Source organism: Sinorhizobium sp. GQ132, from assembly GCF_059758575.1.
Map to the genome: position 1 here is coordinate 1 of NZ_JCAXDX010000070.1, position 360 is coordinate 360.

Annotated in this window: 1 protein-coding gene; it reads right to left on the reverse strand. The window is 58.6% G+C overall.

What is annotated here, in order from left to right; all coding sequences use genetic code 11:
* Positions 1-360 (reverse strand): flagellin N-terminal helical domain-containing protein (locus AC6CIG_RS29760; protein WP_498324395.1); only part of this gene is annotated, 360 nt, incomplete at both ends.

Genomic DNA, 360 nt, shown 5'->3' on the forward strand with positions numbered 1-360 from the left:
GGAGCCGGTCGTGCCACCAATGTTGACGTTGACGACAACGCCATCGTTGCCGACGTTTGCCGTCTGGTCGAGGATGCCGGCGTTGCCGCCGCTGTCGAACAGTACGTTCGAGGCGCTCAGCTGGTAGTCAACCTTTTTGACCGAGACGTTGCCGGCAGAGTCGCGAACGAAGGAGGCGACGACGCTCTTTTGAAGATCGGCAGCGGGACCGCCGAGATTTGCCTGCAGCCAGTTCTCACCCGAGAACGAGGCAGCTTCCGAAATGCTCACCAGTTGCTCCTGCAGCTGAGAGATTTCTTCCTGGATCTTGTTTTTGTCGACGCCGTCTTCGCTGGCGGCCGTCAGCTTCTTCTTGATTTC